The sequence below is a fragment of the Janibacter sp. LM genome, assembly GCF_039631275.1.
Lineage (GTDB): Bacteria > Actinomycetota > Actinomycetes > Actinomycetales > Dermatophilaceae > Janibacter > Janibacter terrae.
The window spans coordinates 239,262-260,690 of record NZ_JBDIVG010000001.1 but is presented as its reverse complement, the minus strand read 5'-3'; the positions used below and the strand labels follow the sequence as shown (position 1 = coordinate 260,690).

Sequence of the window (21,429 nt, the reverse complement as noted above, 5' to 3'; positions counted from 1 at the left end):
CGGTCCAGGTGACCCGCCCCCTTCGCTCATGCGTGGTACCGCGTCAGCTGGCGGAGTCCACCGGCAGGACGCTGACGACCTTGCGGCCGCGCTTGGCGCCGAAGGTCACCGCGCCGTCCGCGAGGGCGAACAGCGTGTCGTCGCCGCCACGGCCGACGTTGTCACCGGGGTGGAAGTGGGTGCCGCGCTGGCGCACGATGATCTGGCCGGTGCCGACGATCTCGCCGCCGTACCGCTTGACGCCGAGGCGCTGGGAGTTGGAGTCGCGTCCGTTCTTGGACGAGGACACACCCTTCTTGGAAGACATGTCAGTGGGTTCCTAACTGTTGAAGAAGAAGGCTCAGGCCTTGATGTCGGTGATCTTCAGCTGCGTGAGCGGCTGGCGGTGACCCTGGCGCTTGCGGTAGCCGGTCTTGTTCTTGTACTTCATGATCGTGATCTTGGGGCCCTTGGCGGCACCCAGGATCTCGGCCGTGACGCTGACCTTGGCCAGCTTGTCGGCGTCGCTGGTCACGGTGGACCCGTCGACGACGAGGATCGGCTGGAGGTCGATGCTGTCGCCGGCCTCACCCTTGATCGAGTTGATGAGGATGGTGTCGCCGACGGAGACCTTCTCCTGGCGGCCACCCGCGCGAACGATCGCGTACATCAGTGGAACTCACTTTCGTCATGGCGCACTCGCTCTGTCTGACCGGCCAACAGTCCCCACGCGCGAGCGCGGAGCGTCCGCTCGGTGGGCGCACCAAGGGTCAAGACTACCCGTGCCCCCCTCCGACCGACAAACCGGCGAAGGGGGGCACCCGGGTCCGCGCGCGGGGCGGGTCAGGCCTTGGGCGGCCCGGCCTCCGAGGTGACCCGCTTGCGCTTGCGACGGGCCGGGGCGGCCGGCTCAGGGTCGGCGACCGGGGTGGTCGGCGGCTCGCCGCTCTCCCCCGCGATCTTGGTGATCGGCGCCGAGTCGACCGGGGCGGTCAGGTCGACGGGCTGCAGCGCAACGGGCGCACCGGCGCTGGAGGCTGCACGGCGGCCACCGCGGCGGCGCTTCGGCTCGTCGGCGGGCTCGGACTCGGGCTCGGGCTCGACGGCCGGCACGGGCTGCACGTCGTCGACGGGCTCGACGGCGAGCACCTCGGGAGCCGAGGACTGCTCGTCCGGGCTCGAGGAGCCGGCACCGGTGAGGTCCACCGGCTCGAGGGCCACGGGTGCCCCGGCGCTGGAGGCGGCGCGGCGGCCACCGCGGCGACGCTTCGGCTCGGGCTGCTCGGCCTGCTCGGCCTGCTCGGCCTGGACCTCGGGCGCCGACTGCTCGGGCGCGAGCTCCGCGACGTCGTCCTCGCCGGGCTCACCGGCGATGTTCTTGATCGCCGCGGCGTGGGCGGCCGCCGCGATCTGGGCCGGGGTGCGGCCGTGGGCGTCGGTCGGCTCCTCGACCGGCTCGTGCCGCTGCACGGAGGAGTCCTTCTCCCCCTTCGAGCGACCGCGACGCGACGAGCCGCCGCTGCCGCCACCGTGGTTGCCCCCGGCGTGACCGCCCGGGTCGTGCGCGACCGGCTCGCTGTGGACGATGATCCCGCGGCCGTGGCAGTGCTCGCACTCCTGCGAGAAGACCTCGATGAGACCGGCACCGACCCGCTTGCGGGTCATCTGGACCAGGCCGAGCGAGGTGACCTCGGCGACCTGGTGCTTGGTGCGGTCCCGGCCGAGGCACTCGAGGAGCCGGCGCACGACGAGGTCGCGGTTGGACTCCAGGACCATGTCGATGAAGTCGACGACGATGATGCCGCCGATGTCGCGCAGGCGCAGCTGGCGGACGATCTCCTCGGCGGCCTCGAGGTTGTTCTTGGTGACCGTCTCCTCGAGGTTGCCCCCGGAGCCGGTGAACTTGCCGGTGTTGACGTCGACGACGGTCATCGCCTCGGTGCGGTCGATGACGAGCGAACCGCCGGAGGGCAGCCAGACCTTGCGGTCCATCGCCTTGGCGATCGCCTCGTCGATGCGGTGCGCGGCGAAGACGTCGCCCTCACCGGTCCACTGCTCGAGGCGCTCGGACAGGTCGGGCGCCACGTCGTCGACGTAGCCCTTGATCTCGCGCCAGGCGTCCTCACCGGAGACGACCATCCGCGCGAAGTCCTCGTTGAAGATGTCGCGGATGACGCGCACGGTCATGTCGGGCTCGGCGTGCAGGAGGACGGGGGCGCCGCCGGCGGAGCCCTTCTTGCCCTTCTTGGCCTCGGCCTTGTCGGCGACCTTGTCCCACGCCTTGGTGAGGCGCTCGACGTCGGCGGTCAGCTCGGCCTCCGAGGCGCCCTCGGCGGCGGTGCGCACGATGACGCCGGCGCTGTCCGGCACGACCTGCTTGAGGATGCCCTTGAGGCGGGCGCGCTCGGTGTCGGGCAGCTTGCGCGAGATGCCCGTCATGCTGCCCTCGGGCACGTAGACGACGTAGCGGCCGGGCAGCGAGATCTGCGAGGTGAGGCGCGCGCCCTTGTGGCCCACCGGGTCCTTGGTGACCTGGACGAGGACGGAGTCGCCGGAGCTCAGCGCGTTCTCGATGCGGCGGGCCTGGCCGTTGCCGACGCCCTGTGCCTCCCAGTTGACCTCTCCGGCGTAGAGCACCGCGTTGCGGCCCTTGCCGATGTCGATGAAGGCCGCCTCCATGCTCGGCAGCACGTTCTGCACACGGCCGAGGTAGACGTTGCCGACCATCGTCGAGGTGGTCTCGCGGGAGACGTAGTGCTCCGCGAGCACCCCGTCCTCGAGGACACCGATCTGCGTGCGATCGCCCTGCTGGCGCACGACCATGACCCGCTCGACGCTCTCGCGGCGGGCGAGGAACTCGGCCTCGGTGATGATCGTGCGGCGACGACCGGCCTCGCGGCCCTCGCGGCGACGCTGCTTCTTGGCCTCCAGGCGCGTGCTGCCCTTGATGGCCTGCGGCTCGTCGCGCCGGGACTCGCGGACCTTGGTCACGGTGCCGGGCGGGTCCTCCTGGCCGCCGTTGCCACCGCCCCCGCGGCGACGGCGACGACGCCGGCGGGAGCTGCCCGAGCCGTCGTCGTCGGAGTCGTCCGAGGAGTCGTCCTCGGAGGCGCTGTCGTCGGACTCGTCGGAGTCGTCGCCGTCGGTGGAGTCGTCCTGCTGGGGCTTGCCGCGGCCACGACCACGACCGCGGCCACGGCCCCTGGTGCGCTCGTCCCTGGCGGAGTCGTCCGCGTCGTCGGAGGCGTCGGACACGTCCCCGGCCTCGTCCTGGGCGTCATCACCCGAGGAGTCGCTCGCGTCGGTGCCCTCGCCCCCGCGGTTGTTGCGGCCACGGCCGCCACGACGGCGGCGACGTCGGCCCCCTTCGCCCCGGCCGTCGTCGTCGGCGTCGGACGCATCCGTGGAGTCCGTGGAGTCCAGGGAGTCCGTGGAGCCGGAGGTGTCCCTCCGGCCCTGGTCCTCGGTGCCCTGCTCGTCCTCGTCCTCGTCGACGTCCTCGGGCTCCGGCTCGGGAGCCCGGCGACGGGTCGGGGCGGCGACGGGCGCCGGCGGCTGGAAGAGCAGACCGAAGCTCGGCACGACCGCAGCCGGCTCGGGAGCCGCCTCCTGGGCGCTCAGCAGGGTCTCGTCCTCGGTGGTCTCGACGGTCTCGTCGAACGGCATGTCGTCGGTGGCCATGTGGCACCTCCTGCACGAGGGCCCGACCCCGACACCGGCACCCTGGGGGTGCAGTCCGACCGCTGTGCGGCGTGGCGGGCACTCGCCCGCGGAAAGGTCCGTGTTGCCTCGTGGGAGCTCGCGCTGAGCGCGGCACCCCCTCGGGGCCGGCGGCGACTCAGTCGGTGGCCAGTGGGTCGGCCACGCTCTCGGTCTCGCTGCTCCACAGGCCCTGCGCCAGCCGGGTCGCCTGGGGCGATCGCGGCGGCGCGAACGATGTGGCAGCGGTGATCGCGCTGAGGACGTCGTCGGGGCGAACGGCAGGTGTGGTGTGCCGCACGACCATCGTCAGTATCGCACAGCCCTGCTCATCGACGTCGGTCCGCGCCGACAGCACGGGTCCGCGCGCGTCGAAGGACTTCATGCCCCGCTTGAACATCCGCGAGACCTCGACCGACTCCTCCGCGAGGAATCCGGCCACGGCGCGCTCGAGGTCGGCCGGGGCGACGCCGGGGAAGGTGAGCCGCCAGTGGCTCGCCTCGAGCCGGTCGGCGAGGGCCCCCGGCTGCGCCTCGACGACGGACACGATGTCCAGCCCGTCGGGCAGCGCCTCGTCGAGCGCGCGTGCCACCGCGGCGGGGTCGACCCGCTCGGTCACCGAGATCTCGAAGTACTCCGCCTCGCTCGCCCCACCGGTCGGCGCACCGTTGGCGTAGGAGATCTTCGGGTGCGGGTGGAACCCCGCGGAGTAGGCCATCGGCACACCCGAGCGACGCAGGGCCCGCTCGAGCGCCCGCCCGAAGTCACGGGTCGAGGAGTAGCGCAGCCGCCCGCGCCGGGCGTACTGGATGCGCAGCTTCTGGACCGCCGGGGGTGGTGGCGGACCGTCGGGGGTGCGTTGCTTGGCCATGGGGGTCAAGCCTAGGTGCCGCGCGCGAGCAGCTCGACCAGGTGCACGCCCGTGCGCTCGGACAGGTCGGCGATCTGCGTCTGGCAGGAGAAGCCGTCGGCGAGCACGACCGCGTCGGGCGAGGCTGCCTCGATGGCCGGCAGCAGCTGCTGCTCGGCGACCTTGACCGACACCTCGTAGTGGCCGAGCTCGACGCCGAAGTTGCCGGCGAGGCCGCAGCAGCCGCCGAGGCGCGTCACGCTCGCGCCGGTGCGGGCGAGCAGCGCCTCGTCGGCGGCCCAGCTCATCACCGCGTGGTGGTGGCAGTGCGGCTGCGCGACGACCTCGGTGCCGGTGAGGTCGGGGGCGGTCCAGCGGCCCTCGTCGATGGCCACGGCGAGCAGCTCGGCGACCGTGCGCACTCCCCCGGCCACCTGCCGCGCCGCGCCGGAGTCGACGAGCCGCGGCAGGTCGTGGCGCAGGGCTGCGGTGCAGCTCGGCTCGATGCCGAGGACCGGGATCCCGGCGGCGACGACGGGGGCGAGGACGTGGGCGGCGTCGGCGAGGGTCTTCTTCGCCGCGTCGAGCTGGCCGGTGGAGATGAAGGTCAGGCCGCAGCACAGCGCCTCCGCCGGGACGAAGGGGGTGAACCCCGCCTCCCGCAGCAGCGCCACCGTGGACCGCCCGACCTGGGGCGAGAAGTGGTCGGTGAAGGAGTCGACGAAGATCGCGACCGGGTGGTCGGTGCCGGCGGCCTGCGCGGCGGAGGCGATCATCCCTTCGCCCTGCGCCCACGTGCGGAAGGTCTGCCGCGCGAAGCTCGGGATGCTCCGGCGCGGGTCGACCCCGGCCGCGGGCAGGGTGATCCGCTTCAGCCCCGGCAACGAGGTCATCGCGTTGACGAGCCGCGGTGCCCGCGAGGCCAGTCGGGCCATCTGCGGCAGGCGACCCAGCGAGTAGTGGCTGCGCGGACGCAACCGGCCCCGGTAGGTCTGGTGCAGCGCCTCGGACTTGTAGGTCGCCATGTCGACACCGGTCGGGCAGTCGCTCGAGCAGCCCTTGCACGACAGGCACAGGTCGAGGGCGTCGTGGACCTCCGGCGCGGCCCACCCGCCGGTGATCGTCGTGCCGTTGAGCATCTCCTGCAGGGCGCGGGCGCGGCCGCGGGTGGAGTCCTTCTCCTCCCCCGTCGCGAGGTAGCTCGGGCACATGACGGTGCTCGAGGTGCCCGCGGCACGGCACTTGCCGACGCCGGTGCAGCGGTGCACGGCTTGGCCGAAGTCACCGCCGTCCTCGGGGTAGCCGAAGGCCAGCGGCACGGCGACGCGCCGGGCGGCGGGGATGCGCAGGTCGGCCTCGACGGGCGCGGGGTCGACGAGCACGCCGGGGTTGAGCAGGTTGTCGGGGTCGAAGGCGTGCTTGACGGCCCCGAAGAGGGCCATCGTCTCCGGGCGGTACATGCGCGGCAGCAGGGCCGAGCGGGCCCGCCCGTCCCCGTGCTCACCGGAGAGCGAGCCGCCGTGGGCCGCGACGAGGTCGGCGGCCTCCTCGACGAGCCGGCGGTAGCGCTCGGTCGCGTCGGGGGCGGTGAGGTCGATGTCGAGCCGGATGTGCAGGCAGCCGTCGCCGAAATGGCCGTACGGCAGGCCCTGGACGTCGTGCTCCTCGAGCAGCGCGTCGAAGGCACGCAGGTAGTCACCGAGCCGCGCCGGCGGGACCGCGGCGTCCTCCCAGCCGGCGTGGGCCGGCCGGTCCCGCTGCGAGCGCGCCGAGAGACCGGCACCGTCCTCGCGGATCTTCCACAGCGCCCGGGCGTGGGCGGGGTCGGTGACGACCAGGGAGTCGGTGCTCGCGATCTCGCGGCAGACCCGCTCCGCGGCGGCGCGGGCCGTCGCGGCGTCCTCACCGGGCACCTCGACGAGCATCCACGCGGCCCCCCGTGGCAGGTCGGGCACGGCGCGCGGCCCGCGTCGGGTGCGCACGACGTCGACGATGCGCGAGTCGATCCCCTCGGCCGCGACGGCACCCAGGCCCTTGAGCAGGTGGGCGACGTCACCGGCGGCGTAGATGTCCTCGAAGCCCAGGACCGCGAGGCAGGTGGCCGGCGGGTCGGTGACGAGGCGCACGCGCGCCTGCGTCACGATCGCCAGCGTGCCCTCGGAGCCGACGAGCATGCGGCCGATGTCGCGGCCGCGCTCTGGCGCGAGGTGCTCGAGCGCGTAGCCGGAGACCTGCCGGCCGAAGGTGGCGAACTCCGTGCGCAGGGTCTCGAGGTGGTCGTCGGCCAGGCGCGTCAGCTCGCCGACGAGGGCGTCGTCACCCGTGAGCGAAGGGGGGCCCCCCGCCACCGAGGTGGTCGCGGACAGCCGTCGGCCCGCGGCGGTGAGCAGGTCCATGGCCACGACGTTGTCGCTCGTGCGGCCGTACCCGAGCGCCCGGTTGCCGCAGGCGTTGTTGCCGATCATCCCGCCGATCGTGCACCGGGTGTGGCTGCTGGGGTCGGGACCGAAGCGCAGGCCGACCTCACGAGCGCGGGCCTGCAGCGTGGCGTGCACCGTGCCCGCCTCGACGAGGGCGGTGGCGCTGTCCCGGTCGACCTCGAGCACCCGGCCCAGGTGACGGGCGGTGTCGATGACGATGCCCGGCCCCACCGCGTTGCCGGCGCACGAGGTGCCCGCGCCTCGGGCGGTGATCGGCACCCCGAGCCCGCGGGCCACCTCGAGGGTGGCGTCGATCTCGTCGGTGTGCCGCGGGAAGACGACCGCACGCGGCGGCACCCGGTAGAGGCCGGCGTCCGTGGCGTACATGCCCACGGTGAGCGCGTCGTCGCGGGCGTCGGCGATGCCGGCGTGACGCAGGGCCCGGGTCAGCTCGGAGGAGGTCGCGGTCATGGCGCGATTGTCCCCCTTCGTCCCGCCGTGCCGTCGACGGGTCCGCGCTGCGGGCGTCACCCCCGGCCGATGAACCAGGGCACGACGACGAGGACGAAGAAGAGGAGGGCGACGAGTCCGGCCCCGCCCAGGACGTACCGCGACCGGGCCGACGGGCTCCATCCGTCATCCGGCACGACGGCGAACCCGACGCCGTACGCCACGGCCACGACCCCGACGATGACCGCCCCGAGCTCGATCGACATGTCCCTGCTCCCCCGCTGGACCGTGGTGACCCGCTCAGCCTGCCACGGACGGGCCGACGCGTGCGCCAGAGGCGGGTCAGCCGCTCACCATGTCCTGCTTGCCGGCCCCGAGCACGGTGAGCGGGAGCAGTGTCTTGCCGGTGGGGCCGATCTCGATGTCGGTACCCATCTGCGGGCAGACGCCGCAGTCGAAGCACGGGGTCCAGCGGCAGTCCTCGACCTCGGTCTCGTCGACCGCGTCGAGCCAGTCCTGCCACAGCCACTCCTTGTCGAGGCCGGAGTCGATGTGGTCCCAGGGCAGGACCTCGGCCTCCTCGCGCTCGCGGGTGGTGTACCAGGCGACGTCGACGCCGGTGCCCGCCAGCGCGGTCTGCGCCGCGGTCATCCAGCGGTCGTAGGAGAAGTGCTCGCTCCAGCCGTCGAAGCGGCCACCCTCGCGCCAGACCTGCTCGATGACCCGGCCCACGCGGCGGTCGCCGCGCGAGAGCAGTCCCTCGACGATGCCCGGCTTGCCGTCGTGGTAGCGGAAGCCGATCGAGCGGCCGTAGCGCTTGTCGGAGCGGATCGCCTCACGCAGCTTGTGCAGGCGCGCGTCGGTCTCCTCCGCGCCGAGCTGGCCGGCCCACTGGAAGGGGGTGTGCGGCTTGGGCACGAAGCCGCCGATGGAGACGGTGCAGCGGATGTCGTTGTGGCCGGCGACCTGGCGCCCGGTCTCGATGACCCGCTTGGCGACCTCGGCGATCTGGAGGACGTCGTCGTCGGTCTCGGTCGGCAGGCCGCACATGAAGTAGAGCTTGACCTGCCGCCAGCCGGCGCCGTACGCCGCCGAGACGGTGCGGATGAGGTCCTCCTCGGTCACCATCTTGTTGATGACCTTGCGGATCCGCTCGGAGCCGCCCTCGGGGGCGAAGGTCAGCCCGGAGCGGCGACCGTTGCGGGTCAGCTCGTTGGCCAGGTCGATGTTGAAGGCGTCGACGCGGGTGCTCGGCAGCGACAGGCCCGTGTTGGTGCCCTCGTAGCGGTCGGCCAGGCCCTTGGCGATGTCCCCGATCTCGCTGTGGTCGGCGCTGCTCAGGGAGAGCAGGCCGACCTCCTCGAAGCCGGTCGCCGCCAGGCCCGCCTCGACCATCTCGCCGATGCCGGTGATCGAGCGCTCGCGCACGGGGCGGGTGATCATGCCGGCCTGGCAGAAGCGGCAGCCGCGGGTGCAGCCGCGAAAGATCTCGACGCTCATCCGCTCGTGGACGGACTCGGCGAGCGGGACGAGCGGCTTCTTGGGGTAGGGCCACGCGTCGAGGTCCATGACGGTGTGCTTGTCCACGCGCCAGGGCACGCCGGACTCGGCGGGCACGACGCGCTGGATGCGCCCGTCGGGCAGGTAGTGGACGTCGTAGAAGGCCGGGACGTAGACGCCACCGGTCGCGGCGAGGCGCCTCAGGACCTCGATGCGGCCGCCCGGGCGGCCCTGGGCCTTCCACTCCCCGATGATGTCGGTCGCGGTGAGCACCGCCTCCTCGCCGTCACCGATGATGGCGGCGTCGATGAAGTCGGCGACCGGCTCGGGGTTGAAGGAGGCGTGGCCGCCCATGACGACGATCGGGTGCTCGTCGGTGCGGTCGGCGGCGTGCAGCGGGATGCCGGCGAGGTCGAGCGCCGTGAGCACGTTGGTGTAGCCGAGTTCGGTGGACAGGCTCAGGCCGAGGACGTCGAAGTCACCCACGGGGCGATGCCCGTCGACGGTGAACTGCGGCAGGCCTGCCTCGCGGAGCAGGGCCTCCATGTCGGGCCACACGGCGTAGGTGCGCTCGGCCAGCGCGTCGGGACGCTCGTTGAGCACCTCGTAGAGGATCATGACGCCCTGGTTGGGCACGCCGACCTCGTACGCGTCGGGGTACATGAGGGCCCAGCGCACCGTCAGGTCCTGGCCCTGGGGCCCGTGGCCACCGACGTCCCAGTCCTTGACGGTCGAGTTGAGCTCGCCCCCGACGTACTGGATGGGCTTGCTGACCTGCTCGAGCAGGGGCTCGAGGGCAGGGAAGATCGACTCACCGGACATGGGACAAGGGTAGGTCCGGTGCGCGGGGTACCCAAACGCCGCGCACCGGACCCCGCTGTCAGCTCGGGTACATCTCCTCGATGTCGCCCTTGAACTTCTCCGCGACGACCTTGCGGCGCAGCTTCAGGCTGGGGGTCAGCTCGCCGTCCTCGACGGTGAGGTCCCGGCCCAGGATGTGGAACTTCTTGATCTGCTCGTGCCGGTTGAGCCCGGCGTTGAGCTGGTCGACGTAGCCCTGGACCATCTCGCGCGCCTGCAGCGAGGAGACGATCTCGGTGTAGCTCGCGCCCTCGAGCCCGTTGGCCTCGGCCCACGGCTTGATGGCCTCCTCGTCGAGGGTGATGAGAGCCGTGACGAACTGCCGGCTCTCACCGTGGACGAGCAGCTGTCCGACGTAGGGGCACAGCCCCTTGAAGGTCGACTCGATGAGCGAGGGCGCCACGTACTTGCCGTTGCTCGTCTTGAACAGGTCCTTCTTGCGGTCGGTGACCTTGACGAACCCGTCGGCGTCGATCTCGCCGATGTCCCCGGAGTGGAACCACCCGTCCTCGGAGAGCACCTCGGCGGTGGCCTCGGGGTTGTTGTGGTAGCCCTCCATGACGTGCTCGCCGCGGATGAGGATCTCCCCGTCCTCGGCGATCTTGATGTCCGTCTGCGGCGTGGGCCAGCCGACGGAGCCGACCCGCAGGGCGTAGGGCCGGTTGACCGTCGCGGCCGCCGAGGTCTCGGTGAGGCCGTAGCCCTCGAGGATCGGCAGGCCGGCGCCGTTGAACCAGTGGGCGATGTCCTGGTTGAGGGCCGCGGAGCCGGAGATGAAGAACCGGACGCGGCCGCCGAAGCGCTCACGCACCTTGCCGAAGACGAGCTTGTCGCCGATCGTGTGCTTCAGGCCCAGGAGCAGCCCGGGCCGGCGGTTGTCGGACAGCGTCCGCGAGTACTCCCGGGCGGCCTCGGAGGCGAAGGCGAAGATCTTGGCCTTCGCTCCCCCTTCCTCCTCCATCCCGAGCGAGATGCGGCCGTAGACCTTCTCGAAGATGCGCGGGGCCGCGGCCATGAAGGTCGGGCGGACCTCACCGAGGTTGTCGACGATCTTGTCGATCCGGCCGTCGACGGCCGTCTGCATGCCGACGTCGGTGCTGATGAGCAGCAGCACCTTGGCGAAGACGTGCGACAGGGGCAGCCACAGGTAGTGGACGTCGTCCTCGGAGAGCATCCCGGTCGCCCGGATGGCCGCGCCCTGGTAGGTCCACGTCGCGTGCCGCAGGCGCACGCCCTTGGGTCGACCGGTGGTGCCGGAGGTGTAGATGATCGTGGCGAGCGAGCTCGGCCCGGTGCCGTCGATGCGGGAGTCGACGACCCCCGGCTCCGAGGCGAGGAGCGCGCGGCCGCGCTCCTCGACGTCCTCGAGGGAGACGACCCAGTCGTCGAGGTCGACGCCCTCGGTGTCCATGACGACGACCGTCGTGACCCCCGGGATCGCGTCGCGGACCTCGCGCAGCTTGGCCACCTGCTCCGCGTCCTCGGCGACGACGACCTTGGACCCGGAGTCGTCGGTGATGAAGGCGACGTCGTCGCTGATCGACGTCGGGTAGATCGTGGTCGTGGCGGCACCGGCGGCCATGATCGCGTAGTCCGCGAGGACCCACTCGATGCGGGTGCTCGAGGCCAGGGCGACCCGGTCCTCGGGCTGGATCCCGAGGTCGACGAGTCCGGCGGCCAGGGCCCACACCCGTTCCCCCAGCTGGGCCCAGGTCAGCTCGTCCCAGGCGATGCCGGCGGGGTAGGAATAGGCGATGTTGTCGGGCGTGTCGGCGATGCGCTGCCGGAGCAGGTGGCCGACGGATGGAGCACGGTCCTCGAAGACGCTGGCGTCGAAGACCTCGTCGGAGGCGCGGGTGGGGCGAGGGTCGGGCACGTGAGTCCACTCCTTCGTGGGCTGCGGGTGATGCGCGCATCATCCCCCACGGAAGGCTCGGCTGTCACCGGGTGGTCCACAAGGTGACCGATCGGTAATGAACGCCCCGGGGGCCCTCGTGGCTCACCGCGACCACGAGCCCCATCGCGGCCCAGCAGGCGAACATCGAGGACCCGCCGTACGAGAGGAAGGGCAGCGGCAGGCCGGTGACGGGCAGCAGCCCGAGGTTCATCCCGATGTTCTCCACCGACTGCACGGCGAACCAGGCCGCGACCGCCCAGCAGACGAGCCGCACGAAGGGGTCATCGGTCCGGGTCCCGGCGAGGGCGACGCGGGCGACGACGAGCCCGAGCAGGACGACGACGAAGGCCGCGCCGACGAAGCCGAGCTCCTCCCCCGCGACGGAGAAGACGAAGTCGGTCTCCTGGAAGGGGATCGCGCCGGACCCGGTGAGCTCGCCGGCGTGCAGCCCCTGCCCGCCCCAGCCGCCACCCGCGATCGCGGCCCGCACCTGCTGCGTCTGGTAGCCGATCCCGAGCGGGTCGGCCGACGGGTCGAGGAAGGCGGTGAGCCGGTCGCGCTGGTACGGGCTGAGGAGGGGCGTGGTGAAGGCAGCGGTCACCGCCGTCACGACGGCGACGAGGACACCGACGAGCCAGGGCCACGCGGCGCCGGAGACGACGAGCACCCCGAGCGCGAGGGCCACGAGGACCAGCGCGGACCCGAGGTCGGGCTGGGCCATGACGAGCAGCACCGGGACGGCGGTGACGACGCCGGCGAGCAGGACCTCACGGGGACGTGGCCGCTGGCGGCGCTCGGCGGCCGGCGCGAGCAGCATGGGTAGGGCGACGCACAGCCCGACCTTGGCCAGCTCGCTCGGTTGGATCGAGAACCCGCCGGGCAGCTGGATCCACGAGCGCGAGCCGTTGATCTCGGACCCGAGCGGGGTGAGCACGAGCGCCAGCCCGAGGATGCCCACGGCGTAGACGAAGGGGGCGAGCGCCCGCAGCACCGCGCGGTCGAGCCGGAGCACCAGGAGCGCCAGGACGAGCCCGATGCCCAGGTTGAGCAGGTGCCGCACGAGGTAGACCGACCCGGCCTCCGCACGGGTCGCCGAGTGGACGAGCAGCGCACCGAGCCCGGAGGCGGTGAGGGCGGCCGCGACGAGGACGAGGTCGGACCGCAGCAGCCGGTGCACGGACTAGGCGGGTGCGGACGGCGGTAGGCCGAGGACCGCCCGGGTCTGCCGGACGTCGTCGGCCATGGCCTCGAGGAGCTCGTCGATGGTGTCGAAGCGCAGGGTCGGGCGCACGTGCCCGACGAAGTCGACCGCGACCTGCTCGCCGTAGAGGTCGAGGTCCGTGCGGTCGAGGACGTAGGACTCGACGACGCGCACCTGCCCGTCGAAGGTCGGGTTGGTCCCGACCGAGATCGCCGCGGGCAGGCGCCGGTCGGTGCCGTCGGTGTCGAGGTCGAGCCGGGTGAGCCACCCGGCGTAGACACCGTCGGCGGGGATGAGCCCGAGGCTGTCGGTGCCGAGGTTGGCGGTCGGGTAGCCGAGCTCGCGGCCGCGGTGGTGGCCGTGGACGACGGTGCCGGTCACGCGGTGCGGCCGACCGAGGATCGCGGCGGCGTCCTCGACCTCGCCGATGGCGAGGTGGTTGCGCACCGCCGAGGAGGACCACCGCGCGGTGTCCCCCTGGTCCTCGATGACGACGACCTCGAAGCCGTGCTGCTCCCCCAGCTCGCGCAGGAGGTCCACGTCACCGGTGTACCCGGCACCGAAGCCGCGGGTGTCGGCGCCGACGACGAGGGCCTCGGCGTGCAGCCCGGTGACGAAGGTGTCGACGATGTAGTCCACGGCGCTCGTGCGGGCGAACTCGAGCGTGTACGGCAGCACGAGCAACCCGTCGACGCCCGCCTGCTCGAGCAGGTCGTCGCGCAGGACCCCGGGGGAGATGATCTGCGGGGCCCGCTCGGGGTGCATGACCTCCACCGGGTGCGGGTCGAACGTCACCGCCACGGCCGGCACGTCACGCGCGCGCGCCTGCCGGGCGAGCTCGTCGAGGATCGCGCGGTGCCCGCGGTGCACACCGTCGAAGTTGCCGAAGGTCGCCACGCACGGCCGCAGCTGCGGCGGGGTGGCACTCGGGGATGACCATTGCTGCACGGGCGACACTCTACGAACTGGCCGGCGCGAAGACGACGTGGGCACGCGCTGTGGCGCGACTCTCGTCCAGGACGGCCACGAGGACGCCCGCCGGGGAGAAGGCCGCGACGGGCTGCGAGCGGCCCGGCTCGGCGCTCTCGATGCGTTGCCCGTAGCCGAGGGCGCGGGCCTCGCCCTCGGTGAGCTCACGCGCCACGAGTGCCGCGCGGGCCGCCTCCTCCAGCGGGGTGAGCGGCATGATCGCGTCGTCGCCGCCCGCCTCGCGCAGCGCCGTCAGCGCGTCGAGCGAGTGGCCGTGCTCCAGCGTGAGCCCGCCGACGCGGGTGCGCCGCAGGGCCGTGAGATGGCCCCGGCTGCCGAGGTCCTCACCGAGGTCGCGGGCCAGCGCGCGCACGTAGGTCCCCGAGGAGACCTCGACGACGACGTCGACGTCGAGCACCGGGTGACCGTCGGCCTCGCCCTGGCGCACGTCGAGGACGTCGAAGCGCGAGACCGTCACCGGGCGGGCCGGGAGCTGCACGTCCTCGCCGGCGCGCACGCGGGCGTAGGAGCGCTCCCCCTTGACCTTGATCGCGCTCACCGAGCTCGGGACCTGCTCGATGTCGCCGGTGAGGCGCCCGACCGCCGCGTCGAGGGCGGCCCGGTCGATGCCGGCCACCTCGCCGACGCTCGTGACCTCCCCTTCGGCGTCATCGGTGACCGTCGCCTGGCCGAGGCGGATGGTCGCCGTGTACTCCTTGTCCGCGCCGACGAGGAAGGTGAGCAGCTTGGTGCCGCGACCGACCCCGAGGACGAGGACACCGGTGGCCATCGGGTCGAGGGTGCCCGCGTGGCCGACCTTCTTGGTCCGGTACAGCCGCCGGCACCGCGCGACGACATCGTGGCTCGACCAGCCGGACGGCTTGTCGACGACGACCAGGCCCTCGCTCACGCCCGGGACGGAGGGGGCGTGTCCTCCCCTTCGCCGTCCTTGGAGCGGTAGGGGTCGGCCTCGCCGGCGGGGCGGGCGTCGCTGCGGGAACGCGCGAGGTCCGCGTCACGCTCGCGCGCGGAGCGCAGCAGGTCGTCGATGTGGGAGGCGTTCTCGGGGACTGCGTCCGGGATGATCTCGAGCGTCGGGGTCAGCCGGATGCCCAGCTGCTTGCCGACGAAGGAACGCAGCTTGCCGCGGTTGGCCTCGAGGACCGCCGCGCTGCGCTCGCGCTGCGCGTCGTCACCGAAGACGGTGTAGAAGACGGAGGCGTGCTGCAGGTCGCCGGTCACCCGCACGTCGGTGATCGTCACGAACCCGAGGTCGGGGTCCTTGACGACCTGCTGCAGGTTGGCCGCGATGAGCTCCTGGATGCGGTCGGCGATCTTGCGGGCGCGGGCCGGGTCGGCCATGGCACACCTCCGTGAGGGGCTGGGTGGGGACGGGTCCACGGTATGCGAACCACGGTCGATCAGTAGTACTGGTTGTCCACGAGGGAGGAGGCGATGCCCAGGAAGAACCAGAGCGCCACGAGGGCGAGGGCGAGGAGACCGAGGACGAGCCCGCTCACCAGGTACGGCTTGGCGTCGCTGCCGGGCTCGTGCCGCAGCTGGGTCAGGCCGACGCCACCGCAGGCGATCGCGGTGAGCGCCGGGATCCACCCGAGGAACCAGCAGCACGAGGCCGGGAGCGCGATGATGCCCGCGACGAGCGCGATGATCCCGAGCGTCCTGGTCGAGCCGCCACCCCGCGGGGGGCCGCCCTGCGGGTAGGGCATCGGGGGCGGCGGTCCGTGCCCGCCGGGAGGCGGCGGCAGGGTCCCGTAGCCGGGGGGCGGAGGGGGCGTGCTCATGGTCCTCCTCGAGGTCGTGACGCGGTCGGTGTGCCCGGGAGACACGGACGCCCCCGGCCCGAGAGGGCCGAGGGCGTCACCGAGCGATCTCTCAGGAGAGGTCGCTGTAGAAGTTCGCGTCGATCACACCGGTGGCGGTGAGGATCCACACGATGATGCCCAGGACGATGCCCAGGACACCGAGACCGAGGCCGACCTGCGCGAGGGTCTTCTTCTCGCCGGTCTTGTCGAACTCCTTGCCACCGAGGTAGCCGAGGACGACGGCCGCGATGGAGAAGACGAACCACGAGCAGCAGCACAGGCCGATGACGCCGGTGACGATCGAGATGATCGACATGATCTTGCCGTTGTTGCTCTGGCCCTGCTGCGGGAAGCCACCGCCCGGCGGGGGCGCCTGCGGGGGCATGCCGCCGGACGGCGAGCCGTAGCTCGGTGCGCCGGGGGGCGGGGGCGGGGTGGCGCCCGGGAAGGAGCCCGCCGGGGTGGAGCCGGAGGGGGTGGAGCCGGAGCCCTCGGAGGAGGGGTACGGGTTGCTCCCCGTGGGGTCGTAGGGCTGGTTGCCCCCGCTGCCGGGCGGAGGAGGTGGCGTCGTCATGTCGCTCCCCTGATAGATGTCATGCGGTCAGGCACACCCTAGTGTCCGGGCCCGGCCCGTCGCGGCATTGGGGCGGGCATGTCGGTGGGGAGGACTCCCCTGCTCCCAGCGGGCACGACGAAGGGGGGAGGTCCGGCTCTCGCCGGTCCTCCCCCCTTCGCTCGCACGGGCGAGGATCAGCTGCGGGGCTTCTCCTGCATCTCGTACGTGGTGATGAGGTCACCGTCCTGCACGTCGTTGAAGCTGCCGAGGTTGATGCCGCACTCGAAGCCCTCGCGGACCTCGGTGACGTCGTCCTTGAAGCGACGCAGACCGGTGAGCTCCAGGCCCTCGGTGATGACCACGCCGTTGCGGGTGATCCGCGCCTTGGAGCCGCGCTTGATGACGCCGCTGCGGACGATGGAACCGGCGATGTTGCCGAACTTGCTGGAGCGGAAGATCTCGCGGATCTCCGCCGAGCCGAGCTCGACCTCCTCGTACTCCGGCTTGAGCATGCCCTTGAGCGCCTGCTCGATCTCCTCGATGGCCTGGTAGATCACGCCGTAGTAGCGGATCTCCACGCCCTCGCGCTCGGCGACCTCGGCGTTCTGGCCCTCGGCGCGGACATTGAATCCGATGATGATCGCGTCCGAGGCCATGGCCAGGTTGATGTTGTTCAGCGTGATCGCGCCGACGCCGCGGTCGATGATCCGCAGGTCCACGTCGTCACCGACGTCGATCTGCAGGAGCGCATCCTCCAGGGCCTCGACGGAACCGGACACGTCACCCTTGAGGATGAGGTTGAGGGTGTCGATCTTGCCGGCCGCGATGACCTGGTCGAGGTCCTCGAGGCTGATCCGCTTGCGGGCCTTGGCCAGGCTGGCCTGACGGTCCGCCGCCTCACGCTTCTCGGCGATCTGGCGCGCGGTGCGGTCGTCCGGGGCCACCACGAAGGTGTCACCGGCGCGGGGCACGGACGACAGCCCGAGCACCTGCACGGGACGGGACGGGCCCGCCTCGTCGAGGTTGTTGCCGTGCTCGTCGAGCATGGCGCGGACACGACCGAAGGCCGAGCCGGTGACGATCGCGTCACCGACGCGCAGCGTGCCGGACTGGACGAGGACGGTCGCGGTCGCACCGCGGCCCTTGTCGAGGTTGGCCTCGATCGCGACACCGCGGGCATCGCGATCGGGGTTGGCCCGCATGTCCAGCTCGGCGTCGACCGTGAGCAGGACGGCGTCGAGCAGGGAGTCGATGTTCTGACCCTGCTTGGCGGACACGTCGACGAACATCGTGTCGCCGCCGTACTCCTCGGCCACGAGGTTGTACTCGGTGAGCTGACCGCGGATCTTGGCCGGGTCGGCGCCCTCGACGTCGATCTTGTTGACCGCGACGACGATCGGCACGTCCGCAGCCTGGGCGTGGTTGAGCGCCTCGATGGTCTGCGGCATGACGCCGTCGTCGGCAGCGACCACGAGGACCGCGATGTCGGTGACCTTGGCACCACGGGCACGCATGGCGGTGAACGCCTCGTGACCGGGGGTGTCGATGAAGGTCAGCGCCCGCTCGACGCCCTCGTGCTCGGTGCGGATCTGGTAGGCACCGATGTGCTGGGTGATGCCACCGGTCTCCCCCGAGCCCACGTCGGCTTGGCGGATCGCGTCGAGCAGACGCGTCTTGCCGTGGTCGACGTGACCCATGACGGTGATGACCGGCGGACGAGCCACCAGGTCCTCGTCGTCCTCGTGCTCGAGGCCGATGTCGAGGTTGACGTTGTAGGCGTCGAAGAGCGCGCGCTCCTCCTCCTCGGGCGAGACCATCTGGATGTCGTAGCCGAGCTCGGCCCCGAGCAGCTGGAAGGTGACCTCGTCCAGGGACTGGGTCGCCGTGGCCATCTCGCCGAGGTTGAACAGCACGGTGACGAGCGACGCCGGGTTGGCGTTGATCTTGTCGGCGAAGTCGCTCATCGAGGCACCCTGACGGATGCGGATGACGGTCGTGCCGTCACCACGGGGGACGACCACGCCGCCGATCGACGGCGCGGACATCTGCTCGAACTCGGCCCGCTTCGCGCGCTTGGACTTGCGCTGCTTGCTCCGGCCGCCACCGCGACCGAAGGCACCCTGGGTGCCGCCACGGCCACCGGGGCCACCGCGGTACCCACCGGGACCGCCGCCGCCGGGACGGGCGCCGGGGCCACCGGCCCCGGGACGACCGCGACCACCGGCGCCACCACGGCCACCGGGACGCTCACCCGGCCGCGGGACGGCCGAGCTGGCCGGCATCATGCCGGGCGACGGACGCGGACCACCGGGACGGGGACCAGCGGCACCCGCACCGGCACCGGCCGGACGCGGGCCACCGGCACCGGCACCCGCGGCGGGGCGCTGCCCACCGGGACGCTGGCCGCCGGGACGCTGGCCGGGGCGCGGCATGCCCTGGCTGGAGGCGAAGGGGTTGTTGCCCGGGCGCGGGGCGCCGGAGCCACCCCCTTCGCGACGGGTGCCCATGCCCTGGCTGGAGGCGAAGGGGTTGTTGCCGGGACGCGGACCCGGACGACCGGCCGGCTTGGCCGGCGCGGGACGCGGGCCGGGAGCCGGGGCCTTGGGACCGGGAGTCGCCGCGGCCGGCTTGTCCTGCGTCGCGGGCTGCTCGGCGGCCGGGGCAGCAGGAGCCTCAGGCGCTGCAGCGGCGGGAGCCTCCGCGGCCCTGGCCGCAGGTGCCTGGGGAGCCGCCGGAGCGGCAGGGGTCGGAGCAGCCGACGCGGGTGTCGCGGGGGCAGGCGCCGCGGGTGCGGGACCGGGGGTGGGCGCCTTGGGACCCGGCGTCGCCGCCGGTGCCTTGGGGGCAGCCTGCTCAGGGGTGGTGGGGGCGGGAGCCTTGGGGCCGGGCTTCGCCGCGGGCTTGGCGGCCGCCTTCTTGGCGCCACCCTCGGTCGGCGGGGGGTTGTTCTTCACCCGGCGCACGACAGGCGCCTCGATCGTCGAGCTCGCAGACTTCACGAACTCCCCCATGTCACCCAGGTGGGCGAGGAGGGTCTTGCTGGAAACCCCGAGCTCCTTCGCGAGCTCGTGGACACGGACCTTGGCCACGTTTCTCCTTCTCTGGTCCGTACCGGAAGGAGGCGCGGACCGTCGTCAGTTGAGGTGAATGCTCATTGCTGAGTACTCATCGGGTGCTCATCAGCGTCAAACCCGCTCTCGGTGCTGAACTGTGTTGGTCATGACAGGTTGCTGCCCAGGTGCTCGAGCCAGCGGCGGACGGCGTCGGAGCCATCCACCCGGCGCCGGAAGGCGCGGGAGAAGGCCCGCCGCCGGACGGCGAGGTCCAAGCAGGCGATGTCGGCGTGGAGCCATGCCCCACGACCCGGCAGCCGCCGACGCGGGTCCGGCACGACCGTGGTGCGACCCAGGTCATCCGTCTCCACGACGATGCGCAGCAGGGTCGACCGGCTATCCCGTCCTCGACACCCGATGCAGGTCCGGATGGGACCCGCGACGGGTGGGCCGGACTGGAGTCCAGACCGATCGACCTCCATCAGTCTAGCCCCTGCCGCGTCCCGTCCGTCACCCGGCCGACGGACCGGGGGCGGAGGCGTCCCCGCTCGGGTCGGCCGCGGTGTCGGGACGGATGTCGATGCGCCAGCCGGTGAGCTTGGCCGCCAGCCGGGCGTTCTGGCCCTCCTTGCCGATGGCCAGGGAGAGCTGGTAGTCGGGGACGACGACGCGCGCCGAGCGCAGCCTCGGGTCGACGATCGTCACCGACTGCACCTTGGAGGGCGAGAGGGCAGCGGCGATGAACTTCTGCGGGTCCTCCGAGTAGTCGACGATGTCGATCTTCTCGCCCTGCAGGTGGGCCATGACCGCGCGGACGCGGGCACCCATGGCGCCGATGCACGCCCCCTTGGCGTTGAGGCCGGGGATCTTGGAGTGCACGGCGATCTTGGTGCGGTGGCCGGCCTCGCGGGCCAGCGCCGCGATCTCGACGGACCCGTCGGCGATCTCCGGGACCTCCATGGCGAAGAGCTTGCGCACGAGGTTGGGGTGGGTGCGCGAGAGACCGATCTCGGGTCCACGCATGCCGCGCTTGACCGAGACGACGTAGACGCGGATGCGGTCGCCGTGCTTGTAGACCTCGCCGGGGACCTGCTCGGCCGAAGGGAGGACGCCCTCCACCGTGCCGAAGTCGACCAGGACGTTGCGCGGGTTGGAGCTCTGCTGGATGACCCCGGCGACGATGTCGCCCTCGCGGCCACGGAAGTCGCCCATGATCGCCTCGTCCTCGAGGTCGCGCATGCGCTGGGTGATGACCTGACGAGCGGTGGCGGCCGCGACCCGACCGAAGTTGTCGGGGGTGTCGTCGAACTCGGGCCCCAGCTCGCGCCGGGTGCGGGTACGCATGAGGGGGTTGCCCTCGTCGTCGACGGGGGCGGGCTCGCCCTCGACCGCCTCGACCGGGACCTCCTCCTCGAGGACGTGCTCCTCGCGGGCCCACACGACGACGTGCCCGTCCTTGCGACCGAGCTCGGCGCGCGCGTTCTTGTACGCGCCCTCGGTGCGGTGGTACGCGCCGAGGAGCGCCGCCTCGATGGCGTCGACGAGGATGTCGAAGGGGATCTCCCGCTCGCGCTCGAGAGCCTTCAGGGCGTGGATGTCGATGTCCATGTCAGTCCTTGTCGTCGTCGCCGTCGGGCGCGCTCGGTCGGGTGAACTCCACCTGGGCGACGCCCTTGGTGATGTCGGCGAAGGGGAAGTGCTCGGTGCGGGGCGCCTGCCGCTTGGTGCCGGCGAGGTGCAGCTCGACGCCGTCGGCCGTCGTCGCGAGGACGCGGCCGGTGACCGTGCCCTCGCCCCTGCCCTCGGCGAGCGTGAGCTCCACGAGGCGGCCGACGGTGCGGCGGAAGTGCATCGGCTCGGTGAGCGGTCGGTCCGTGCCGGGGGTGCTCACCTCGAGGGTGTACGGCTGGCTGCCCATGACGTCGGAGCTGTCCAGGGCATCGCTCACCAGACGGGTCGCATCGGCGATCTCGTCGAGGGTGAGCTGCTCCACCGGCGTGTCCCCGACCGCGTCGACGACCGTCCGCTCGACGGTGATCCGGGCGACCCGGCGCTTGCCAGCGGGTGTCACGACCACCCCGGCCACGCTGAAGTCACCACCCAACGCGCCGGACACCTGGGTGTGGATGTCCTGGTCGAGAGCCATGGGAGAGCGCCTTCCGTGTGGAGTT

18 protein-coding genes are annotated in these 21,429 nt (G+C 72.2%); all 18 read right to left on the bottom strand.

The window, feature by feature from the left end; genetic code table 11:
• Window positions 1-43: 43 nt before the first annotated feature.
• Window positions 44-307, bottom strand: coding sequence for a 50S ribosomal protein L27 (gene rpmA, locus ABC138_RS01215; protein ID WP_068325069.1), 264 nt, complete (start codon window positions 305-307; stop codon window positions 44-46).
• 33 nt (window positions 308-340) lie between these two features.
• Entirely contained in the window at window positions 341-649 is a 309-nt protein-coding gene (gene rplU / locus ABC138_RS01210) for a 50S ribosomal protein L21 (RefSeq protein ID WP_068325070.1), read from the bottom strand.
• Between the two features lie 173 nt (window positions 650-822).
• The gene (locus ABC138_RS01205) at window positions 823-3,660 is read right to left on the bottom strand and encodes an Rne/Rng family ribonuclease (RefSeq protein WP_345912497.1); all 2,838 of its coding nucleotides are present in this window, start codon (window positions 3,658-3,660) and stop codon (window positions 823-825) included.
• Window positions 3,661-3,817: 157 nt separating this feature from the next.
• Window positions 3,818-4,549, bottom strand: a complete 732-nt coding sequence (locus ABC138_RS01200) for a TIGR03936 family radical SAM-associated protein (RefSeq protein WP_345912496.1) — start codon at window positions 4,547-4,549, stop codon at window positions 3,818-3,820.
• 11 nt (window positions 4,550-4,560) lie between these two features.
• Window positions 4,561-7,419, bottom strand: coding sequence for an FAD-binding and (Fe-S)-binding domain-containing protein (locus ABC138_RS01195; RefSeq protein WP_068422254.1), 2,859 nt, complete (start codon window positions 7,417-7,419; stop codon window positions 4,561-4,563).
• Between the two features lie 56 nt (window positions 7,420-7,475).
• Window positions 7,476-7,664: a hypothetical protein gene (locus tag ABC138_RS01190; protein ID WP_068422257.1), complete on the bottom strand. Its 189-nt coding sequence runs from the start codon at window positions 7,662-7,664 to the stop codon at window positions 7,476-7,478.
• Between the two features lie 76 nt (window positions 7,665-7,740).
• Complete coding sequence (locus ABC138_RS01185; RefSeq protein ID WP_068325075.1) at window positions 7,741-9,720, bottom strand: TIGR03960 family B12-binding radical SAM protein; 1,980 nt, start codon at window positions 9,718-9,720, stop codon at window positions 7,741-7,743.
• A 58-nt stretch (window positions 9,721-9,778) separates the two neighbouring features.
• Window positions 9,779-11,635 carry a long-chain fatty acid--CoA ligase gene (locus ABC138_RS01180; protein ID WP_345912495.1) on the bottom strand — a complete coding sequence of 619 codons (1,857 nt, stop codon included), beginning with the start codon at window positions 11,633-11,635 and terminating at the stop codon, window positions 9,779-9,781.
• A 64-nt stretch (window positions 11,636-11,699) separates the two neighbouring features.
• Window positions 11,700-12,833 (bottom strand): FtsW/RodA/SpoVE family cell cycle protein, encoded by a 1,134-nt coding sequence (locus tag ABC138_RS01175; RefSeq protein ID WP_345912494.1) that lies wholly within the window; start codon window positions 12,831-12,833, stop codon window positions 11,700-11,702.
• 3 nt (window positions 12,834-12,836) lie between these two features.
• Window positions 12,837-13,805, bottom strand: coding sequence for a bifunctional riboflavin kinase/FAD synthetase (locus ABC138_RS01170; protein WP_345912493.1), 969 nt, complete (start codon window positions 13,803-13,805; stop codon window positions 12,837-12,839).
• A gap of 10 nt (window positions 13,806-13,815) precedes the next feature.
• Complete coding sequence (truB, locus tag ABC138_RS01165; RefSeq protein ID WP_345912492.1) at window positions 13,816-14,736, bottom strand: tRNA pseudouridine(55) synthase TruB; 921 nt, start codon at window positions 14,734-14,736, stop codon at window positions 13,816-13,818.
• Window positions 14,733-15,188, bottom strand: coding sequence for a 30S ribosome-binding factor RbfA (gene rbfA, locus ABC138_RS01160; protein ID WP_345912491.1), 456 nt, complete (start codon window positions 15,186-15,188; stop codon window positions 14,733-14,735). The genes truB and rbfA overlap by 4 nt, the downstream gene beginning before the upstream one ends.
• 59 nt (window positions 15,189-15,247) lie before the next feature.
• Complete coding sequence (locus ABC138_RS01155; protein ID WP_082807542.1) at window positions 15,248-15,628, bottom strand: hypothetical protein; 381 nt, start codon at window positions 15,626-15,628, stop codon at window positions 15,248-15,250.
• Window positions 15,629-15,719: 91 nt separating this feature from the next.
• On the bottom strand, window positions 15,720-16,223 hold the full coding sequence (locus ABC138_RS01150; protein WP_068325081.1) for a DUF4190 domain-containing protein: 504 nt from the start codon (window positions 16,221-16,223) through the stop codon (window positions 15,720-15,722).
• 176 nt (window positions 16,224-16,399) lie between these two features.
• Complete coding sequence (gene infB, locus ABC138_RS01145; RefSeq protein WP_345912490.1) at window positions 16,400-19,294, bottom strand: translation initiation factor IF-2; 2,895 nt, start codon at window positions 19,292-19,294, stop codon at window positions 16,400-16,402.
• A gap of 128 nt (window positions 19,295-19,422) precedes the next feature.
• Window positions 19,423-19,740: a YlxR family protein gene (locus ABC138_RS01140; protein WP_068325083.1), complete on the bottom strand. Its 318-nt coding sequence runs from the start codon at window positions 19,738-19,740 to the stop codon at window positions 19,423-19,425.
• Window positions 19,741-19,768: 28 nt separating this feature from the next.
• Window positions 19,769-20,866 carry a transcription termination factor NusA gene (gene nusA / locus ABC138_RS01135; RefSeq protein ID WP_068325084.1) on the bottom strand — a complete coding sequence of 366 codons (1,098 nt, stop codon included), beginning with the start codon at window positions 20,864-20,866 and terminating at the stop codon, window positions 19,769-19,771.
• 1 nt (window position 20,867) lies between these two features.
• Window positions 20,868-21,404 (bottom strand): hypothetical protein, encoded by a 537-nt coding sequence (locus ABC138_RS01130; RefSeq protein WP_068325085.1) that lies wholly within the window; start codon window positions 21,402-21,404, stop codon window positions 20,868-20,870.
• Window positions 21,405-21,429: the final 25 nt, after the last annotated feature.

Coding starts and splice junctions, on each gene's coding strand:
- rpmA (WP_068325069.1), bottom strand. CDS start 307: ATGTCTTCCAAGAAGGGTGTGTCCTCGTCCAAGAACGGACGCGACTCC.
- rplU (WP_068325070.1), bottom strand. CDS start 649: ATGTACGCGATCGTTCGCGCGGGTGGCCGCCAGGAGAAGGTCTCCGTC.
- ABC138_RS01205 (WP_345912497.1), bottom strand. CDS start 3,660: ATGGCCACCGACGACATGCCGTTCGACGAGACCGTCGAGACCACCGAG.
- ABC138_RS01200 (WP_345912496.1), bottom strand. CDS start 4,549: ATGGCCAAGCAACGCACCCCCGACGGTCCGCCACCACCCCCGGCGGTC.
- ABC138_RS01195 (WP_068422254.1), bottom strand. CDS start 7,419: ATGACCGCGACCTCCTCCGAGCTGACCCGGGCCCTGCGTCACGCCGGC.
- ABC138_RS01190 (WP_068422257.1), bottom strand. CDS start 7,664: ATGTCGATCGAGCTCGGGGCGGTCATCGTCGGGGTCGTGGCCGTGGCG.
- ABC138_RS01185 (WP_068325075.1), bottom strand. CDS start 9,720: ATGTCCGGTGAGTCGATCTTCCCTGCCCTCGAGCCCCTGCTCGAGCAG.
- rbfA (WP_345912491.1), bottom strand. CDS start 15,188: ATGGCCGACCCGGCCCGCGCCCGCAAGATCGCCGACCGCATCCAGGAG.
- ABC138_RS01155 (WP_082807542.1), bottom strand. CDS start 15,628: ATGAGCACGCCCCCTCCGCCCCCCGGCTACGGGACCCTGCCGCCGCCT.
- ABC138_RS01150 (WP_068325081.1), bottom strand. CDS start 16,223: ATGACGACGCCACCTCCTCCGCCCGGCAGCGGGGGCAACCAGCCCTAC.
- ABC138_RS01140 (WP_068325083.1), bottom strand. CDS start 19,740: ATGGAGGTCGATCGGTCTGGACTCCAGTCCGGCCCACCCGTCGCGGGT.
- nusA (WP_068325084.1), bottom strand. CDS start 20,866: ATGGACATCGACATCCACGCCCTGAAGGCTCTCGAGCGCGAGCGGGAG.
- ABC138_RS01130 (WP_068325085.1), bottom strand. CDS start 21,404: ATGGCTCTCGACCAGGACATCCACACCCAGGTGTCCGGCGCGTTGGGT.